Origin of the sequence: Bauldia sp. (assembly GCA_037200845.1) — a bacterium.
Classification (GTDB): domain Bacteria; phylum Pseudomonadota; class Alphaproteobacteria; order Rhizobiales; family Kaistiaceae; genus DASZQY01.
In genome coordinates, this window is record JBBCGQ010000001.1 from 1,101,328 (window position 1) to 1,115,199 (window position 13,872).

12 protein-coding genes are annotated in these 13,872 nt (G+C 66.2%); 10 read left to right on the forward strand and 2 right to left on the reverse strand.

All coding sequences use genetic code 11. The annotated features are described in order from the left end of the window. The first annotated feature begins 249 nt into the window (after positions 1-249). The 6 genes from urtA to WDM94_05310 all read left to right on the forward strand — a co-directional run bounded on the left by urtA (position 250) and on the right by WDM94_05310 (position 6,449). Entirely contained in the window at positions 250-1,545 is a 1,296-nt protein-coding gene (gene urtA / locus WDM94_05285; protein ID MEJ0012040.1) for an urea ABC transporter substrate-binding protein, read from the forward strand. A gap of 66 nt (positions 1,546-1,611) precedes the next feature. Continuing rightward, positions 1,612-3,225 (forward strand): urea ABC transporter permease subunit UrtB, encoded by a 1,614-nt coding sequence (gene urtB, locus WDM94_05290; GenBank protein MEJ0012041.1) that lies wholly within the window; start codon positions 1,612-1,614, stop codon positions 3,223-3,225. After that, on the forward strand, positions 3,222-4,415 hold the full coding sequence (gene urtC, locus WDM94_05295; GenBank protein ID MEJ0012042.1) for an urea ABC transporter permease subunit UrtC: 1,194 nt from the start codon (positions 3,222-3,224) through the stop codon (positions 4,413-4,415). The genes urtB and urtC overlap by 4 nt, the downstream gene beginning before the upstream one ends. 5 nt (positions 4,416-4,420) lie before the next feature. Then, positions 4,421-5,173 carry an urea ABC transporter ATP-binding protein UrtD gene (gene urtD, locus WDM94_05300; GenBank protein ID MEJ0012043.1) on the forward strand — a complete coding sequence of 251 codons (753 nt, stop codon included), beginning with the start codon at positions 4,421-4,423 and terminating at the stop codon, positions 5,171-5,173. Between the two features lie 2 nt (positions 5,174-5,175). Further along, entirely contained in the window at positions 5,176-5,874 is a 699-nt protein-coding gene (gene urtE / locus WDM94_05305) for an urea ABC transporter ATP-binding subunit UrtE (GenBank protein ID MEJ0012044.1), read from the forward strand. Positions 5,875-6,044: 170 nt separating this feature from the next. Continuing rightward, a complete protein-coding gene (locus WDM94_05310) occupies positions 6,045-6,449 on the forward strand; it encodes a VOC family protein (protein MEJ0012045.1) in 405 nt (134 codons plus the stop codon). A 118-nt stretch (positions 6,450-6,567) separates the two neighbouring features. Here the strand turns inward: WDM94_05310 and WDM94_05315 are convergent, their stop codons facing one another. Then, complete coding sequence (locus WDM94_05315) at positions 6,568-7,479, reverse strand: 2-dehydro-3-deoxygalactonokinase (GenBank protein MEJ0012046.1); 912 nt, start codon at positions 7,477-7,479, stop codon at positions 6,568-6,570. A 31-nt stretch (positions 7,480-7,510) separates the two neighbouring features. Further along, positions 7,511-8,533 (reverse strand): substrate-binding domain-containing protein, encoded by a 1,023-nt coding sequence (locus tag WDM94_05320; protein ID MEJ0012047.1) that lies wholly within the window; start codon positions 8,531-8,533, stop codon positions 7,511-7,513. Between the two features lie 285 nt (positions 8,534-8,818). Here WDM94_05320 and WDM94_05325 point away from each other — a divergent pair, with 285 nt between their 5' ends. The 4 genes from WDM94_05325 to ugpC all read left to right on the forward strand — a co-directional run bounded on the left by WDM94_05325 (position 8,819) and on the right by ugpC (position 13,629). Continuing rightward, positions 8,819-10,192 carry an ABC transporter substrate-binding protein gene (locus WDM94_05325; GenBank protein MEJ0012048.1) on the forward strand — a complete coding sequence of 458 codons (1,374 nt, stop codon included), beginning with the start codon at positions 8,819-8,821 and terminating at the stop codon, positions 10,190-10,192. Positions 10,193-10,312: 120 nt separating this feature from the next. Next, positions 10,313-11,326 (forward strand): sugar ABC transporter permease, encoded by a 1,014-nt coding sequence (locus tag WDM94_05330; protein ID MEJ0012049.1) that lies wholly within the window; start codon positions 10,313-10,315, stop codon positions 11,324-11,326. Then, entirely contained in the window at positions 11,326-12,522 is a 1,197-nt protein-coding gene (locus WDM94_05335; GenBank protein ID MEJ0012050.1) for a carbohydrate ABC transporter permease, read from the forward strand. Before WDM94_05330 ends, WDM94_05335 begins: the two co-directional genes overlap by 1 nt. Before the next feature lie 12 nt (positions 12,523-12,534). After that, positions 12,535-13,629 carry a sn-glycerol-3-phosphate ABC transporter ATP-binding protein UgpC gene (gene ugpC / locus WDM94_05340; protein MEJ0012051.1) on the forward strand — a complete coding sequence of 365 codons (1,095 nt, stop codon included), beginning with the start codon at positions 12,535-12,537 and terminating at the stop codon, positions 13,627-13,629. Positions 13,630-13,872: the final 243 nt, after the last annotated feature.

Consider the following 13,872-nt stretch of genomic DNA (forward strand, 5'->3'; position numbering starts at 1 on the left):
CGCAACCGGTGTGAGACACCGATCACACGCCTGCGGGCCGCCGCCGCTAATACAGGCTGCCACTGCTCATTCCCTGGGCGCGATCAATCCGTGAGCATCGCGCTCTGCTGCGCTGCCGAAAGAAGCAGCATCGCAGCGCGAAGAGGCCGCGCGGAATCTGGATTCCGTCTTCGCATATCTGGCACACCGTTTGCGAAACCCTGGCGCGGCGTCCTCCCAATGACGTCCAGTTTCAACAGGGGGAATACAATGCGTACACTGCTCAAGGTCGCCGGTGCGGCCGCAGTGGCGGCCGTACTTTCGGCCCCGCTGGCACTTCCGGCATATGCCGCCGACGACACGATCAAGGTCGGCATTCTGCATTCGCTGTCTGGCACGATGGCGATCTCCGAGACCACCCTCAAGGACACGATGCTCTTCCTGATCGATGAGCAGAACAAGAAGGGCGGTCTGCTCGGCAAGAAACTCGAGGGCGTGGTCGTCGACCCGGCCTCCGACTGGCCGCTCTTCGCCGAAAAGGCGCGCGAGCTGATCAGCCAGGACAAGGTCGTCGCGGTGTTCGGCTGCTGGACGTCGTCGTCCCGCAAGTCCGTCCTGCCGGTCTTCAAGGAACTGAACTCGATCCTCTTCTATCCCGTGCAGTACGAGGGCGAAGAGTCCGAGCGCAACGTGTTCTACACCGGTGCCGCTCCGAACCAGCAGGCCATTCCCGCCGTCGACTACCTGATGAGCGACGAAGGCGGCGCGGTGAAGCGCTGGGTGCTGGAAGGCACCGACTACGTCTACCCGCGCACCACCAACAAGATTCTCGAGGCCTACCTCCTGGCCAAGGGCGTCGCGCCGGAAGACATCAAGATCAACTACACGCCGTTCGGCTTCTCCGATTGGCAGACTGAAGTCGCCGCCATCAAGGAGTTCGGCTCGGCCGGCAAGAAGACCGCCGTCGTGTCGACCATCAACGGCGACGCCAACGTTCCCTTCTACAAGGAACTCGGCAACGCCGGCGTGAAGGCGACCGACATCCCGGTCGTGGCGTTCTCGGTCGGTGAGGAAGAGCTCGCCGGCCTCGACGCCAAGCCGCTCGTCGGCCATCTCGCTGCCTGGAACTACTTCGAGTCGATCGATACGCCCGAGAACAAGGCGTTCATCGATGGCTGGCACAAGTTCATCGGCAACGACAAGCGCACCACCAACGACCCGATGGAAGCCCACTACATCGGCTTCAACGCCTGGGTTAAGGCGGTCGAGAAGGCCGGCACCACCGACGCCGACGCGGTCATTGCCGCGCTCCCCGGCATCGAGGTTCCGAACCTGACCGGAGGCACTGCCAAGGTGCTGCCGAACCACCACATCACCAAGCCCGTCTACATCGGCGAAATCCGCGAGGACGGCCAGTTCAACGTCGTGTGGAAGTCCGACGGTCTCGTGCCGGGCGACGCCTGGTCCGACTACCTGCCGGGCTCCAAGGACCTCGACGCCGACTGGGTCACGCTCAAGTGCGGCAACTACAACACCGTCACCAAGACGTGTGGCGGCGCGAGTTAGCGCGTAGCTGATCGAAGACAGGGGAGGCGGCACGTTGCCGTCTCCCGCTTTTCGCGGACCGGAGTGATGATGCGCGCCTTTCGTGACCTGACGCAGGCCCTGGTCTTCGCGTTCCTGCTTATCGCCACCCTTACCGTCGGTGCCCACGCGGCGACCTTCGCCGATGCGCTGGCGCCCTTTGCCGAAGATTCTTTCCCGAAGACCGAAGCCGCCCTGAGTGCGGTCGCCGCCAGCGGCGATCCCCAGGCTTCCGCCGTCATCCAGGCGATGAAGAGCGGCAAGCTTCTCTTCGACCCCGCCGACAAGCACGTCTACATCAAGACCGACGCCGGCAGCCTGGTCGACGCCGCTACCGGCGCGCCTGTCGCGACGGAGCCGGCCGGCCTGAAGCCGGTTCGCCTCAACAACAAGATTCGCGGCGCCGTTGACGCAGCGATCGGCACGCTGACCCTGCTTGCGGCCGATCCTGCCGCCCGCCTGCGCGCCGCGCAGGCGGTGTTCAAGTCGCACGATGCGACCGCGCTGCCGGCGCTCGAGACGGCGCTCGCCAAGGAAACGAATCCCGCCATCAAGCGCACGCTCACCCAGGCGCGCGCCGCGGTCATCCTCAGCCAGCCGGGCGCCAGCGAGGCCGACATCATCGACGCCATCGCCGTCATCCGCGATCGCGCCGACGGCGACGCTCTCGCGCTGCTGACGTCGCTGCCCGCGAGCGCCTCGCCGGCGGTTCATGCCGCCGCAGACAGCGCCATCTCCGTCATCAAGGGCGAGCTCGCCGTCTGGACCACGATCCAGAACCTCTGGTACGGCCTGTCGCTCGGCTCCGTCCTGCTGCTCGCCGCCATCGGCCTTGCCATCACCTTCGGCGTGATGGGCGTCATCAACATGGCGCACGGCGAGATGGTCATGCTCGGCGCCTACACGACCTTCGTCGTCCAGGATCTGATCCGCAATCAGGCGCCGTGGCTGTTCGACTGGTCGCTGGCCATCGCGCTGCCGCTTGCCTTCCTGGTGTCCGGCCTGGTCGGCATCGTCATCGAGCGCGGTGTCATCCGCTTCCTCTACGGCCGGCCGCTCGAGACGCTGCTCGCCACCTGGGGCGTGTCGCTCATCCTTCAGCAGGCGGTGCGCACGATCTTCGGCGCCAACAACCGCCAGGTCGGCAGCCCGTCATGGATGTCGGGCGCGTTTGACCTCGGCGGCCTGACGATCACCTTCAACCGCATGTGGATCATCGTATTCGCCATCGGCGTGTTTGCGCTGCTGCAGGTCGTCCTGCGCTTCACCTCCTTCGGCCTGCAGATGCGCGCCGTCACCCAGAACCGCCCGATGGCGAGCGCCATGGGCATCCGCACGCCGTGGGTCGACGCGCTTACGTTCGGCCTCGGCTCCGGCATTGCCGGCATCGCCGGCGTGGCACTGTCGCAGATCGACAACGTCAGCCCCAACCTCGGGCAGGGCTACATCATCGATAGTTTCATGGTCGTGGTCTTCGGCGGCGTCGGCAACTTGTGGGGCACGCTTGTCGGCGCGCTGTCGCTGGGCATCGCCAACAAGTTTCTCGAGCCGGTCGCGGGCGCCGTGCTCGGCAAGATCGCCATTCTCGTCTTCATCATCCTGTTCATCCAGCGCCGTCCGCGCGGCCTCTTCGCCCTCAAGGGCCGGGCGGTGGAAGCATGATCGGGCGTTTCTTCGGCCGCGGGCTCGACGCCAACACGCTCGTCGTGGTGGCGATCATACTCGCCGTCGGCGTGATCGTGCCGGTGCTGAATCTCTATACGTCGCCCTCCTTCGCGCTGCACATTCCGAGCTACCTGGTGCCGCTGCTCGGCAAATACGTCGCCTTCGCCCTTCTCGCATTGTCGGTGGGCCTCATCTGGGGCTTCGCCGGCATCCTGTCGCTCGGCCACGGCGCCTTCTTTGCCCTCGGCGGCTACGCCATGGGCATGTACCTGATGCGCCAGATCGGCACGCGCGGCGTCTACGCCGATCCTGTCCTGCCCGACTTCATGGTGTTCCTGAACTGGAAGGCGCTGCCCTGGTACTGGCACGGCTTCGACCACTTCTGGTTCGCCGCCATCATGGTCGTCCTGGTCCCCGGCCTGCTCGCCTTTGCCTTCGGCTGGTTCGCCTTCCGCAGCCGCGTCACCGGCGTTTATCTGTCGATCATCACCCAGGCGATGACCTACGCGCTCATGCTGGCGTTCTTCCGTAACGACATGGGGTTCGGCGGCAACAACGGCCTCACCGATTTCAAGGACATCATCGGCTTCAACGTGCAGGCAGACTCGACCCGCGGCGTCCTCTTCTTCACGACGACGCTGGCGCTCGCCGCCGCCTTCCTGCTCGCCCGCGCGCTGACCGCCTCGAAGTTCGGCAAGGTGCTTGTCGCCGTCCGCGACGCCGAGAGCCGCACGCGGTTCATCGGGTACCGTGTCGAGAACTACAAGCTCGTGGTGTGGACTCTGTCGGCGTGCATCGCGGGCGTCGCCGGCGCGCTCTATGTCCCGCAGGTCGGCATCATCAACCCATCCGAATTCGAGCCGGCGAATTCCATCGAGGTCGTGATCTGGGCGGCGGTGGGCGGGCGCCTGACCCTGATCGGACCGATCGTCGGCGCGGTGCTCGTCAACTACGCCAAAAGTTACTTCACTACTGGCGCCCTTGCCCAATATTGGCTGTTTGCACTCGGCGGACTGTTCATCGCCGTCACGCTGTTCTTGCCAAAGGGCATTGTCGGCACGCTTGGCGGGTTCTTCACCGCCAGGCGCCGCGCACCACCGTCGGCTGCCGAGGAGCCGACGCCCAATTCGCCCGGCCTCAGCGTCGCCGCCCGGGAAGAGACCGTTAATCCCCAGGCGGCGGAGTAGCGGCGATGCCCGACAAAGCGAAAAACTCGCTGCTCTACCTCGACGGCGTCAGCGTTTCCTTCGACGGCTTCAAGGCGCTCAACGATCTCTCGATGGTCATCGAGAAGGGCGAGATGCGCGCCATCATCGGCCCGAACGGCGCCGGCAAGACGACGATGATGGACGTCATCACCGGCAAGACGCGCGCCGACACCGGCGACGTCTACTTCGACGGCACCGTCGACCTCACCCGCCTCGACGAGGCGGCGATCGCGACGCTCGGCATCGGCCGCAAATTCCAGAAGCCGACGGTCTTCGAAAGCCACACCGTCGAGGATAATCTCGAGCTGGCGCTCGCCGGCGGCCGCAGCCCGTTCCAGGCGCTGTTCTCGACGCTCTCGCCGGCCGCCAAGGCCCGCATCGACGAACTACTCGGCATCATCCGCCTCACCGACAAGCGCTACGTCCAGGCGAAGAACCTCAGCCACGGCCAGAAGCAGTGGCTGGAGATCGGTATGCTGCTGGCGCAGGAACCCAAGCTGCTGCTGGTCGACGAGCCCGCCGCCGGCATGACCGATGCCGAGACCGAGGCGACGGCCGAGCTGCTCAAGGAAATCGCCAAGGAAAAATCGGTCGTCGTCGTCGAGCACGACATGGCCTTCGTTCGCGCGCTGGGCGTCAAGGTCACCGTGCTGCACGAGGGCAGCGTCCTCTCCGAGGGCACGATCGACCACGTCTCCGCCGATCCGCGCGTCATCGAAGTCTATCTGGGGCGCTGAAGATGCTAGTCGCCGAAAACGTCGACCTCTACTACGGCGCCGCGCAGGCGCTGCGTCACGTCTCGATCTCCGCCGAGGTCGGCAAGGTCACCGCCCTGATGGGCCGCAACGGCGTCGGCAAGACCAGCTTCCTGCGCGCCGTCGTCGGCGAGCAGCCGATCGCCAAGGGCATCATCAGCTTCGACGGCAAGCCGCTCGGCACCATGGCGCCGCACCAGCGCGCCCGCCTCGGCATCGCCTACGTGCCGCAGGGCCGCGATATCTTCCCGCTGCTGACGGTGAAGGAGAATCTCGAGACCGGCTACGCGCCACTGAAGCGCGCCGACAAGTCGATCCCCTCCGACGTCTTCGATCTTTTCCCGGTGCTGCACGACATGCTCCGCCGCCGCGGCGGCGATCTCTCCGGCGGCCAGCAGCAACAGCTGGCCATCGCCCGCGCACTGGTCACGCGGCCGAAGCTGCTGGTGCTCGACGAGCCGACCGAAGGCATCCAGCCCTCGATCATCAAGGACATCGGCCGCGCCATCGAGTGGCTGCGCCAGAAGGGCGGCATGGCGATCCTGCTGGTCGAGCAGTACTTCGATTTCGTCAAGCAGCTCGCCGACAATTTTGCGGTGATGGACCGCGGCGAGATCGTGCTCGCCGGCACCCGCGCCGACCTTGAAGACACCGAGCGCGTCCGCCGGCATCTGACGGTCTAGCCTCGCCGTCATAGCGCCGCCGCCCGGGTCTGGCCTACGGCCGGCCCGAGGGGTGAAACCCGGCGGGAACCGGTAAACGCCGGCGCTCGGGGTGTACCGACCGGCGCCCCCGCGACAGGCATCTTTCTCCGCGCTATCGTCCGCGCCCAACAAAGGGGGAGGGGACGATAGTGCCGCTGGTTGCGCTCCATCACGTTTCGCTGCTTTCGACGAACCTCGAACGGTCCGTCTCGTTTTACGAACGCGTCTTCGGCCTGAAGCGGATCGCGCGGCCGGATTTCCAGACCGCCGGCGCGTGGTTCGCCTGCGGCCACCTGCAAGTGCACGTCATCGTCTATCCGCCGGGCAATTTCCGCCGCCGCGGCATCGACCGCGACGACATGCACTTCGCCTTCCGCACCGACGACTTCGAGGGATTCGTCGCGCACCTGACGGCGGAAGGCTTCCGCGAGGACACCGCCGAGGACGACCTGCAGCGCATGGTGATAAACCGGAGCGGCCGCGCCGGCTTCCCGCAGGTCTACCTGACCGATCCCGATCGCAACATCATCGAGATCAACGGCGCGCCGCCGTAGCCGTTGCCGCGTCACCATCCGCGCACTCCCCGCGCAGGCGGGGACGGAGTAAACGCCGCCCGTTCAGTGAATACCGGGATCCCCGCCTGCGTGGGGACGACACCGCAAGGATGCGCCGTCAGAGCATCCCCGCCGCCCGCGCCAGCCGCATCAACCCGGCCAGCGCCGTCGCATCGCCGTCGCGCACCTCCGCCTCGATGCCGAACACCGCGAGCGCCGCGCGATATGCCCGCGCCAGTGCCGGCGCCGCGACGATCCGCACCGGCGACCGTGCGAGACCGAGCGAAACCGCGGCGGCAATCTCGCCGCCGATCACCAGCCCGGAGAGATAGGCAAGATTGTCCGCCGGCTTGGCATCGGCGAGCAGATACCGCACGCGCACCGAAAACAGCGTCGCCGCAAACGGCACATCGCGCGCCCGCTCTGCGCCTGCGCGAAAATCGGCGGACGCCGAGACATCGCCCGTATCATTAGGGTCGGCCACCGAGTGCCGCAGGAACGACTGCCGCGCCAGCAGCGCAAACAGCTCGCCGGAAATGAACGACGCAAAATCGGCGATCGTCCCGCGCTCGACCTTCGCCCATTTGGAATGCGTGCCCGGCAGCACGACGCTGCCGGCGAACGCGGTTTCGGCGTCGATCAGCCCGACAATCTGCGTTTCCTCGCCGCGCATCACGTCGCGCTCGCCGGCGCGCAGGCCCGGCACGATGGCAACCGGCCGCCGGCGCTGAGTTTCAAATCGCGTCATCGCCGCGGCAATTGCCGCCGCGTCGGCCGGGCAGGGGACGTACGCCGCCTCGCGCCACCCCTGCCGGCTGCCGACCATGCCGGCCATGATCGCCGGCACCGCGGGCCAAGCCGCGACCAGCGCCTCGAACGCCGCTTCGTGCCCGCTGCCGTTCAGCGCGCCGATGCCGTCGTCGCTCGCCGCTTCGGCCAGGACCGCGCCGGCAGCATCGACGAGCCGCGCGCGCAGCCGCGTCGTGCCCCAGTCGACGGCGATAAGTTTTGCGGAAGAGAGATCGGCCATGCCGCCTTGTCGGGCGGACGGCACGGTCAGGTCAAGCCGGCACCGGTCCGGTGGAGCCGCGGATGATCAGATCGACGGGCCACAGTTCGTGGATCGTCTCGCAGGCGCGCCCGTTGAGCAGCTCGAGCACCAGCTCCGCCGAGCGCGTGCCAGCGGCCCGGATCGACGAGCGCGTCGTCGACATCGGCGGATACATGCGATCGGCATTGAGGAAGGGGAACACGTCGTCGTGCGCGATCATCGAGACGTCGCGCCCGAGCTCAAGGCCGGCGGCGCGTACAGCGCGGAAGGCGCCCAGCGCCATCATCATCGAGGAGACCAGCACCGCCGTCGGCCGCGGCCGCTCGGTCAGGAATCGCTCCATCAGGCGATAGCCGTTGTCGTCGGTCATTACGGCCTCGGCGGCGAGCCGCTCGTCGAGCTTGATGCCGCGCGCCCTGAGCTCGGTGCGGTAGCCGCGCTCGCGGTCGGCCGCGTAGGTGTAGGTCTTGAAGCCGTTGATCAGCGCGATCCGCGTATGGCCGAGGTCGAGCAGATATTTCGTCGCCTGCCGGAACGCGCTTTCGTTGTCGATGTCGAGCCAGGCGTGCGGCGGCTGGTTGATCGTGCGCCCGTGCAGGATGAACGGCAGGCCGAGGCCGGTGAGCAGCTTGACGCGCTCGTCCTCGATCGGCGGCGAGGAAAGGATCAGCGCATCGACGCGCTTGCCGGTGGCGATGCGGCGATAGCTCGGCGTCTCCTCGCCTTCGACTTTCGTCGGGCTGAGCACGATGTCGATCTCGTCTTCCGCCAGCCGCTCGCCGACGCCGGCGAGAAACTCGACGTAGTGCGGATCGATGAGCTGGCTGCGGTGGGTGTGCAGTACCGCGCCGATGGCGCCGACCCGGCCGGTGGCCAGCCGCCGTGCCGAGGCGTTGGGGCGATAGTGCAACCGCCGCGCTGCCTCGACCACACGCCAGCGCGTTTTTTCGTTCACCTCGGGATAACCGTTCAGCGCACGGCTCACTGTCGTCTGCGACAGCCCGAGCGTATCGGCGAGGTCCTTGAGCTTCATTCCACCCAACGAATTGTTGCTTTGCCGCTATTCAAAGCGCTTTCAATGCCGTTTCGCAAGGCCGCGTGCGATCCCGGCGCAAACACGCGCCGCGCATATTGACTCTCGACCTCCTTCAGCAAAGGATATGCCCAAAGCGCTTTGGAAGATGCCGTACGCCGGGCGCTTTGTGGGAGGAAACACTAACGGCACAGGGTTCCGAACCGGCGCGTCAAGACGCCGGAGAGGGCCGCTGCATCGGATCCTCCCGCGATTTCGTCAAACGCCCCTAAGGGAGGTTTTCGCATGAAACTTCGTCACTTGCTTCTGGCGACGGCGGCGGTCGCCGGCATGTATGCCGGCTCCGCTTACGCAGCCGCCGACCTGTTCCCGGTCGGTCAGGACGCCAGGTTTTCGTGGAAGTCGCTGGAAGATTTCAAGGCGGCCCATCCGGGCCTCGCCGGCCAGAAGCTGACCATCTGGGACGCCTGGTCAAGCGAAGGCGACAAGTCGCAGTGGGAGGCGGTGCTTTCTTACTTCAAGGATGCCACCGGCATCGACGCCCAGGACAATTCGTCCAAGAACTACGAAGAGCAGGCCCGCATCGATCTGCAGGCCGGCAGCCCGTCTGACATCACCATACTGCCGCAGCCCGGCCTGCTCGCCGACTTCGCCAAGCAGGGCTACCTGACCGACCTCGGCGCCGACACGACCAAGTGGCTCGGCGACAACTACGCCGCCGGCGCCTCGTGGGCCGCGCTCGGCCAGTTCGAGGGCAAGGACGGCGCCGTGCACCAGTACGGCTTCCCGTACAAGCAGGAGTTCAAGTCGCTCGTCTGGTACTCGCCGGATAACTTCAAGGAGAAGGGCTACACGGTCCCCAAGACCATGGAAGAACTCCTCGCCTTGACCGACAAGATCGTCGCCGACGGCGGCACACCGTGGTGCATCGGCATCGAGTCGGGCGGTGCCACCGGCTGGACCGCCACCGACTGGATCGAAGACATCATGCTGCGCACGCAGCCGCCGGATGTCTACGACGGCTGGGTCAAGAACACGGTCAAATTCAACGATCCGCGCGTCATCGCGGCGCTCGACATCTTCGGGTCGATCGTCAAGGACGACAAGAAGGTCGCCGGCGGCACGAAGGCCGTTGCCACCACCGCGTTCGGCGACAGCCCGAAGGGCCTCTTCACGGTGCCGCCGCAGTGCTACCTGCACCGCCAGGCGTCGTTCATCGCCTCGTTCTTCCCGGAAGGTTCGGTTTCCGGCCAGGACTACGACTTCTTCTACATGCCGCCGTACGCCTCGCATCCGGAACTCGGTAACCCGGTTCTCGGCGCCGGCAACATCGCCACCATCACCAAGGACTCGCCGGCCGCTCGCGCCTTCATCGACTTCCTGAAGACGCCGATCGCCAACGAGATCTGGATGGCCCAGACCAACAGCTCGTTCCTGAGCGCGCTGAAGTCGGTCAACACCGCGGCCTACTCGAGCGACGCGCTGCGCAAGCAGGGCGAAATCTTGCTGAACGCCACGACGTTCCGCTTTGACGGTTCCGACCTCATGCCCGGCCCGATCGGCGCCGGCGCGTTCTGGACCGGCATGACGGATTTCGTGAACGGCAAGTCCTCGAAGGACGTCGCCGACCAGATCCAATCGGCTTGGGATAAGCTCTAAGCCGGCTTAGGCTGACGACTCAGGGATCCGGCGTTCGCGCCGGATCCCATCTTCCCGGCAAGGGCGCGAGCCGGAACCTGCGAATTCAACGACGGGGATCGCGCTTAGGGGTGGGAGCGGATGTTCCAGCAGATACTCGCCGCCGTCATCGCGGTGGTGGTCGCACTGGCGGTGTGCTTCGCTTACTTCTGGGGCACCAACTGGGTGCTCGACAAGCTGCTGACGCCGCGCCCCGGCATGTCCGACGACGCGCTCACCCGCCGCGACACGCTGCGCTCGCAGATCCGCCCGTGGCTGTTCATCGGCCCGGCGCTGCTCTTCCTCACGGTCTACCTGATCTACCCGGTGTTCGAGACGCTGCGCCTGTCGTTCTTCGACAAGTACGGCACCAAGTTCGTCGGCGTCAGCAACTACGTCTGGGCGCTCACCGACGAGACCTTCTGGCGCTCGGCGCTGAACAACGCCGGCTGGCTGCTGATCGTGCCGGCCTTCTCCACCGCCATGGGCCTGATCATCGCGACGCTCGCCGATCGCCTGTGGTGGGGCAACATCGCCAAGTCGCTGATCTTCGCGCCGATGGCCATCTCCTTCGTCGGCGCCTCGATCATCTGGAAATTCATCTACACCTATAAGGGCCCGGGCATCGAGCAGATCGGCGTCCTCAACGCCGTCGTCACCGGCCTCGGCTTCCCGCCGCAGGCGTGGATCACGGTGCCCTACCTCAACTCGCTGCTCCTGATGATCATCCTGATCTGGATCCAGACCGGCTTCGCCATGGTCATCCTGTCGGCGGCGCTACGCGGCATTCCCGAGGAGACGCTGGAGGCGGCGCGCATCGACGGCGCCAACGAGTTCCGCATGTTCTTCGACATCATGATCCCCCAGATCTGGGGCACGATCATCGTCGTGTGGACGACCATCACCATCACGGTGCTGAAGGTGTTCGACATCGTCTACGCCATGACCAACGGCGAGTTCCAGACGCAGGTGCTCGCCAACCTCATGTACCGCTGGATGTTCATCTCGGGCGACTTCGGCCGCGGCTCTACCATCGCCGTCATCATCATGCTCGCCGTGCTCCCGGTCATGGTGTGGAACATCCGCCGCGTCCGTTCCGAACTGGGGACCGCCTGATGAGCTCGATCGCGACCGATCTCCCCGTCGCCGGCCAGCAGGCGGCACCGGCCCGCCAGCCGCGGATCAAGCTCGGCCGCATCGCGGCGCATCTCGCCCTGCTTTTCCTGGTCGCGCTGTGGACGTTCCCGACCGTCGGCCTGCTCGTCTCCTCGATCCGCGACCGCGACCAGCTCGCCATCTCCGGCTGGTGGACGGCGCTGACGCCCTCAATCCGCCTCAACGCCGCCCGCGTCGGTCCGGCGAGCGCCCAGACCCAGGAAGGCGGCAACTACGTCGTCAAGGGCAACCTGTTCGGCGCCGACGCGCGCGGCCTCTCGATCGAAGGCTTCGGCGCAACCAACGCCGATGTGCGCGCCCACGCCGCCGGCAGCACGATCGACAACTTCAACGGCGGCAGCCTGACGGTCCAATCCAGCGGCGAGTACACGCTGTCCTCGCCGGCGCCGTTGTCCTACAGCGGCCAGCCGCGCGTTTATTTCGGCGTCGGCAGTCCGCCGCGCTTCACGCTCGAAAATTATCGCGACGTGCTGGCGGCGGAGGGCATCGGCCAGTCGTTCATCAATTCGCTCACCGTCGCGATTCCATCGACGGTCATCCCGATCATGATCGCCGCCTTCGCCGCCTACGCGCTGGCGTGGATGCGCTTCCCCGGCCGCGGCTTCGTCGTGGCACTCGTCGTCGGCCTGCTCGTCGTGCCGCTGCAGATGTCGCTGATCCCGCTGCTCACGCTCTACAACCAGATCGCCCACCTCTTTGGAGGTGAGGCCAAAGGGTATGTCGGCGTCTGGCTGGCGCACACCGCCTTCGGCCTGCCGCTCGCGATCTATCTGCTGCGCAACTACATGGCCGGCCTGCCGCGCGAGATCATGGAGTCGGCGCGCATCGACGGCGCCTCGCACTTCAAGACTTTCACGACCATGGTGCTGCCGCTGAGCTTCCCGGCGCTCGCCTCGTTCGCGATCTTCCAGTTCCTGTGGATCTGGAACGATCTGCTCGTCGCGCTGGTCTTCCTCGGCGCCCAGAACGACCGCGTCGTCCTGACCGGCCGCCTGGTCAACCTGCTCGGCACGCGTGGCGACCACTGGGAGCTGCTCACCGCCGGCGCCTTCGTCTCGATCATCGTTCCGCTGACCGTGTTCTTCGCGCTCCAGCGGTATTTCGTTCGCGGCCTCTTGGCCGGCTCGGTCAAGTAGGGAGGAGGGGGCGTGTCAACGGTCCAGATCAACGGTCTCCACAAGCGCTACGGCAACGTAGAGATCCTCAAGAACATTAACCTCGACATCAAGTCGGGCGAGTTCATGGTCTTCGTCGGTCCGTCGGGCTGCGGGAAGTCGACGCTGCTGCGCTGCATCGCCGGGCTGGAGACGATCAGCGACGGCACGCTGTCGATCGACGGCGAGGTGGTCAATCTCCGCGCCCCCTCGCGCCGCGGCATCGCCATGGTGTTCCAGTCCTACGCGCTCTACCCGCACATGAGCGTCTTCGACAACATGGCCTACGCCCTCAAGCTGCAGAAGCTGTCGAAGGACGAGATCAAGAAGAAGGTCGGCGCCGCCGCCGACACCCTGCAGCTCACGCCCTACCTCGACCGCCTGCCCAAGCAGTTGTCCGGCGGCCAGCGCCAGCGCGTCGCCATCGGACGCGCCATCGTGCGCAACCCGAAAGTCTTCCTGTTCGACGAGCCGCTGTCCAACCTCGACGCTGCGCTGCGTGTCGCCACGCGCATCGAGATCAACAAGCTGCACGAGCGCATGGCCAAGACGACCATGATCTATGTCACCCACGATCAGGTCGAGGCGATGACGCTCGCCGACCGGATCGTCGTGCTGAGCGCCGGCCGCATCGAGCAGGTCGGCTCGCCGATGGAGCTCTACGAGCGCCCGGCGAATCTTTTCGTCGCCCGCTTCATCGGCTCGCCGGCGATGAACACCGTGCCGTGCATCATCGAGGAAGGCGGCGCCAACGCCCGCGTGCGGCCCGTCGGCCACAACGCCGTCCGTGTCGCCGAGGCGATCCCGGCGAGCGCCGCCGGCCAGAAGGGCACCTTCGGCGTTCGTCCCGAGGACCTGACCCTGACCCAGGGCACTGACGCGATCTTCAAGGGCCGCGTCGAGATCGTCGAGCACCTCGGCGAGCTGACGCTGCTCTATGTCGATTGCGGCAACCCGGACGAGCCGGTGCTGGCCAAGCTGCCCGGCAACGCCATGGTCAAGCGCGGCGACGAAGTCTCGCTCACCGCCCCGATCTCGACGCTGCATGTGTTCGACGACAAGGGCGTCGCGTTCCCCCGGAAGGGATAGGGCGTCCCCCACCCGCCTCGTTCATCCTCTCACTGTCATCCTTCGGCGGCGCGAAGCGCCGACCGGAGGACCAGAATCAACGCACGCTGACAATCCAGAGTTAGCGCGTTGCCGCTGGTCCTCCGGTCGAGGCCTTCGGCCTCGCCGAAGGATGACAGCGAGTGATGTGGCCGACCCCATGCCACCCGCGGCAAATTTCTCCGCGATGACGGGAGTCGCGTGACTCCAAAACGCAAATCCCTA